The sequence below is a fragment of the Treponema sp. UBA753 genome, assembly GCF_002297325.1.
Lineage (GTDB): Bacteria > Spirochaetota > Spirochaetia > Treponematales > Treponemataceae > Treponema_D.
On the sequence record NZ_DBKJ01000039.1, the window covers coordinates 24,757 to 29,743 of the forward strand.

Annotated in this window: 4 protein-coding genes and 1 pseudogene; 3 read left to right on the forward strand and 2 right to left on the reverse strand. The window is 38.7% G+C overall.

What is annotated here, in order from left to right:
- Positions 1–86: 86 nt before the first annotated feature.
- Positions 87–647, reverse strand: coding sequence for a flavin reductase family protein (locus B4C08_RS02900; protein WP_296662636.1), 561 nt, complete (start codon positions 645–647; stop codon positions 87–89).
- Positions 648–1,032: 385 nt separating this feature from the next.
- Between B4C08_RS02900 and B4C08_RS02905 the strand changes: the two genes are divergently transcribed.
- A complete protein-coding gene (locus B4C08_RS02905; protein ID WP_296662639.1) occupies positions 1,033–1,614 on the forward strand; it encodes a shikimate kinase in 582 nt (193 codons plus the stop codon).
- Here B4C08_RS02905 and B4C08_RS02910 read toward each other — a convergent pair.
- Positions 1,533–3,773, reverse strand: a complete 2,241-nt coding sequence (locus B4C08_RS02910; RefSeq protein WP_296662641.1) for a patatin-like phospholipase family protein — start codon at positions 3,771–3,773, stop codon at positions 1,533–1,535. The two genes, B4C08_RS02905 and B4C08_RS02910, sit on opposite strands and share 82 nt — an antisense overlap.
- Positions 3,774–4,060: 287 nt before the next feature.
- Between B4C08_RS02910 and B4C08_RS02915 the strand changes: the two genes are divergently transcribed.
- The gene (locus B4C08_RS02915) at positions 4,061–4,297 is read left to right on the forward strand and encodes a hypothetical protein (protein ID WP_296662644.1); all 237 of its coding nucleotides are present in this window, start codon (positions 4,061–4,063) and stop codon (positions 4,295–4,297) included.
- A pseudogene (locus tag B4C08_RS02920) lies at positions 4,248–4,987 on the forward strand (hypothetical protein); the annotation flags it as partial. The gene B4C08_RS02915 and the pseudogene B4C08_RS02920, both read left to right, overlap by 50 nt.

Genomic DNA, 4,987 nt, shown 5'->3' on the forward strand with positions numbered 1-4,987 from the left:
TCTAAATGCATATATTGCAATCATTTAGAAATTGCTAACCGAGTTTGCTATGCAAACATCGCCGGATTCTTCCCGGCAATGACAAATTATTTCAGTTCAAGACCGATGCTGAACGCTTTTCCTGCAAAGTCGCCGAGCTTAAGATAATGCTGGTTTACAGGATCATAAGAAATCGGATTCAGCTTTTTCACGTCAACTTTTCCGTTTGAATCAAGAACCGAATCGTCAATGCTCACGTTCACAATTTGTCCAAAAAGATGGCTTGTCTTTTCATCGTAGCTTATGAGATTGCACTCAAGCGCAAACGGAAGTTCTCTGATAAGCGGAGCGTCAACAAATTCCGACTTTTCTGCATGGAATCCCGCCTTTGCAAATTTATCAGGCGTATTATTTGCAGAAACAAGCCCGACGTAATCACATTCCTTTGCAAGCTCCGCAGTTCCCACGCTAACCGTAAACGCCTTGCGCTCAAGGATGTTTTTTACAGTTTTGTGAGACGCGCTCAGGCAAAGTCCTATTTCCTTTTCATCGCTGATTGCGCCCCAGGCTGCGTTCATTGCGTCCGGAGTTTCGTCATTGCCGTAAGAAGCCACGATAAGCACCGGCATAGGATAAAGCCATTCTTTTGCACCAAAATTCTTTCTCATAATTCCTCCAAAAAAATCAAATAGAAAATATCAATTTTCGATTTGATTTTTTAGCATATTCGCAATGAAATGAGAATATGCAGTTGATAATAAAGTTTGCAACGCAAACTTTTATGTCGAATGTCGAGTTTTTATAAAAATAGCTACTAAACAGTTATTTCTATGCTAACAAGGCTGTCATTGCCGTGCTTGACACAGCAATCTACTGGAAATTTTCAATAGATTATCAACCGAGTTTCTTTCAGAAACATCGCAGGGTCAAGCCCGATAATGACAGTTGCAAAATTCGATATTTAACCTTTTATTTAATATACAAAAAATTTTGCGGTTTGACATTAAGTATTTAAGGTTGACCGGCGGTATTTTTTTTATGATAATCAGCCTTATGAAAAACAATGTGATTCTAATTGGAATGCCTGGAGCCGGAAAAAGCACAGTCGGTGTTGTGCTTGCAAAACTCTTGAATTATAAATTTGTTGACAGCGATATTGTGATTCAGCAGAAAATGAAGAAAAAACTAAATGAGCTGATTTTAGGGCAAGGCGAAGAATATTTTAAAAAGATTGAAAATAAAATCAATTCTGGCTTGAATGTAAAAAAATGTGTTGTTGCTACAGGCGGAAGCGTTGTTTTTGGAAAAGAAGCAATGGAGCATTTAAAAAAAATTGGAACGGTTGTTTATTTAAAAGTGGACTTTGATTCCCTTGAAAAACGTCTTGGAGATTTGGATAAAAGAGGAGTTGTACATAAACCTGGAGAAACTCTTATGGACATTTTTAATGAGCGCGCTCCTCTTTATGAAAAATATGCGGATATAATTATAGATGAAACTAATTTAGAAATATCTCAAGTTGCAAGGAAAATAGAAGCCGCTATTTTTAGAGGCTATCTTAGTCCCAAGGTAATGCACCATTCCAAACTGGAATTCATGCTTCCGCCGAAAACTAAATTTCCAAGGAGAGTGTGAAGCACAAGATAAAGTTCTCCGCCAGCTTCAAATTTTTTGTCTGCAAAAAGTTTTTCCGAAGGCGAGTTTTGGTCAATAAACGGATCATAACTTGAGCTTACCGCGGCTTTTGCTTCTGCTACGGCGAGCAACGGAAGTCCTGCAATATTTGTTATTTTCTGCCTAAAAGAAATTCCTGCAATTGCAAAGTCGCGCCGCAATGTTCCTGTAGGATAGCCGCTCATTCCGTCCGCGCCGCCAAAGTTGCAGTATCCGGAATTTAGCTCGTAAGGAAATCTGTTGCTGCAGAAAACAGAAGAAAGCCCAATTGAGTTTTTTTCGTCCGCAAGCTCAAATCTTTTTTCTGCAGAAAACCTAAAGTCGTAAATTAAATCATTTTGCATATCGTCTGTTTTTCCGCCGAAGTTAAATATGGATTCCACTTTTCCGCCGTAAAGACAAGCGTAATCGTTGTGCAGAGTTGTAAAAATAATTTCGCTGTGAAGATAGCTTGTGTTGTGCCATTTTTCTGTTGCGATTAATTTTTCTGCAGAATGCGCGATGCCGGCTTTTGCTGTAAAATAATCTGTGTGCCTGAACCTTATTCCGCCGAAAATTTCAATTCCTCTGTCTTCCGCAATCGTTCTGTCGTTAAAATAAATATTTGTCGCCGGGGAACAGCTTCCGTATTTGAGTGAATTTTTAAAGTCAAGGCTTAATATGTTGTCTTTAAAATCCGCCAGCTTCGGGAAAAATTCAGTTTCAAAAATTATTGTGTTTCCGAACGAAAGCCTAAAAAGGGATTCAATTGGAGCGCGCAAAAAAACTCCTGCTGTAAAATTTGGATCTACAGAAAGATATTTTTGAGGCTTGTAGCTTGCAACTGAAACAGATGAAGTTCCTGTAAAAAAAATCTGATTCATCTTTTGGTCGTAGTGGTTCGCAAGAATTTCAAGAGTTGCGGACTTGTTTTCGTTTTGGCTTAAAGAATAAGTGAGCGATGAAAGATGATAATGTTCCTTAAGCCTGCCTAGTTTTTTTGTAAGCTGCTTTTTGGTTTTGTCATCAAGTTTCTGCCCAAGGAATTTTTCAAATTCTTTTTCCGCGGGAATTGGAACTGGCTTTAAAAATGAAATATCTTTTACAATAATTTTATCTATAGAAAAATCCGGCATTTTGTTGTATTCGCTTTCACGGTTGTAGTCTAGTTTTTCAAGTGTTCTTCCGGCTGATTCAATTTGCCTTGCAATCTGCGAAATTTTATCTTTGTTCTGTTGAACGCAAATTTCTCCTGCTCTTACAATTTGATGTGGCTTCATAAAATCAAATGTGCTGAATTCTGAAAGATCTGGACGCAAAACAATGTCCGCATAGCTGTACTGTTCAACTGCGTTAGAAGAAATAATCAAGTTGAAAATCTGCACAGCTACAGAATAAAAGTCAGAAAGAGTTTCTGGAGGAGTGTCAACAATGCTTGCAACGTCCATTGAAATTACAATGTCTGCGCCCATTTCCCGCGCAAACTTAACCGGAAGATTGTTTCTAAGTCCGCCGTCCATTGAATACAAGCCTTTTTTTACTTGAGCTGGCGTAAAAACTGCTGGAATAGAAATGCTTGCTCTTACCGCGTTTACGAGAGAGCCGCTTTTAAATATCAGCTCCTTGCCTGAAATTGCGTCTGTTCCAATTGCCCTGAACGGAATCGGAAGCTTGTCAAAATCTGTAACTGGAAGAATTTTGCTAAGGTGATTGCTAAGCTCGCAAATAATCTGCTGGTCGCCTATGATTCCAGGAGCTGAGCCAAATTTTCCGTCTGCAATTGAAAACGAAAGAGTTATGCCGTCTGTTTTTTTTGAAAATGCTTCGGGCGGAATTTTTTCTGGAGTGGAAGGGCGTTCGTTTAGAATCGTCATAAAATCCATGGACAAAAGCGTTTGCCTGATTTGCTTTGGAGTGTAGCCCGCAGCGTAAAGTGAACCAATAAGCGCGCCCATGCTTGTTCCCAAAACCATGTCCGGGCGGATTCCTTCATTTTCTAATGCTTCAAGAAGCGGAATTTCTGCAAGCCCTTTTGCACCGCCTCCGCTTAGAACTAGCGCAATCTTTGGATTTTTTGCAAATGAAAAGCTGAATGAAAAAATTGAAAGTAAAACCGCCGATACAACAGATTTAAAACTCATGTCAAAAGAATAGCATTTAGTAGAAAAAAAATCAAAAAAATGCCCTCAAATGCTGACAAATAAAATATTTTGAATCATAATTATAATATACTGTCATTCTTTATGCGGAAGATCTCCGGGTCAAGCCCGAAGATGACAAGGAAACTGTTAATGCGGATTATCCGGTCGAGCCAGATAATGACATAGGATCAAGCCGGATAATGACAAGAAAACTGTCATTCCCATTCTAAAACACAACTGTCATTCCCGTGCGGCGACACGGGAATCTCTAACAAGGAGGAATCTTTATGAAAAAGCTAATTTTTTCTATTTTACCAGCATTTTTATTCGCATTTATTTCGTGCATGAACATGAGCTCTGGCTCTGGCGAAAACGGCTCTGTTCGTATTGCCTTGCCGGGAAGCGAGCGCGCCACATACACTTACAGCAGCAGCAACGCAAAAAAATACATTGTGCGCCTTTATAATGACGACTTTGACCAAACAGAAGAAGGAACTGTGGGGGGGGGTAATAGAATTTCCTGACCTTGAGTCTGGAAAATACACTGCCACAGCCGAAGCCTGGAACACAGACGAAAACATCCTTGAAGGCAGCGGAAGTACAAAAATTACCGTAAGTGCCGGCGAAACTTCCGAATGCAACATCAAAATGATTCTTGAGGGACAAACCGCGTACTATTCACAGTACATGATTCTTACGGATTATAACAACACCAAATATATCTACGACTACAAAACGGTTCAAAAAGCTTCAACAGGCTTTACTTTAGGAGATTCCTATAATGCCGTGGAAGATAACAACGGACAAGTCTACCATATAAAAGACAGCAATTTATATAAGGACAATGAATCTGTTTTACAGATTAGCAACACATCAAATCTTATAAAAAATCCTCTTTATTATGACAATACAACAAATACATATTGGATTGGTCTCGAAAATGTCTGTAATTTCTATTTACAAAATTCTGTCAACAGTTACGATACTAGCATTACTCGGCATATTCTTGCTTTAAAAGGTGAAAGTTTTTTAAACTTTGCAATTCAAGAAAATAAAGCTTACCTTGTATATATAGAAAAAGGTGACCCTATTGCAAATATCAGATATTATACAAAAGATGAAAATGTAAGTTTAACAAAACAAAATGGAATTCAACTTTCAACTATTGGAGTTTCCGGCGAAGTTACAGACATGGCGGTTCTTGAAGACGGAAC

Excerpts from the sequence above, each read along its gene's own strand:
- B4C08_RS02900 (WP_296662636.1), bottom strand. The coding sequence starts at position 647 with ATGAGAAAGAATTTTGGTGCAAAAGAATGGCTTTATCCTATGCCGGTG.
- B4C08_RS02905 (WP_296662639.1), top strand. The coding sequence starts at position 1,033 with ATGAAAAACAATGTGATTCTAATTGGAATGCCTGGAGCCGGAAAAAGC.
- B4C08_RS02910 (WP_296662641.1), bottom strand. The coding sequence starts at position 3,773 with ATGAGTTTTAAATCTGTTGTATCGGCGGTTTTACTTTCAATTTTTTCA.
- B4C08_RS02915 (WP_296662644.1), top strand. The coding sequence starts at position 4,061 with ATGAAAAAGCTAATTTTTTCTATTTTACCAGCATTTTTATTCGCATTT.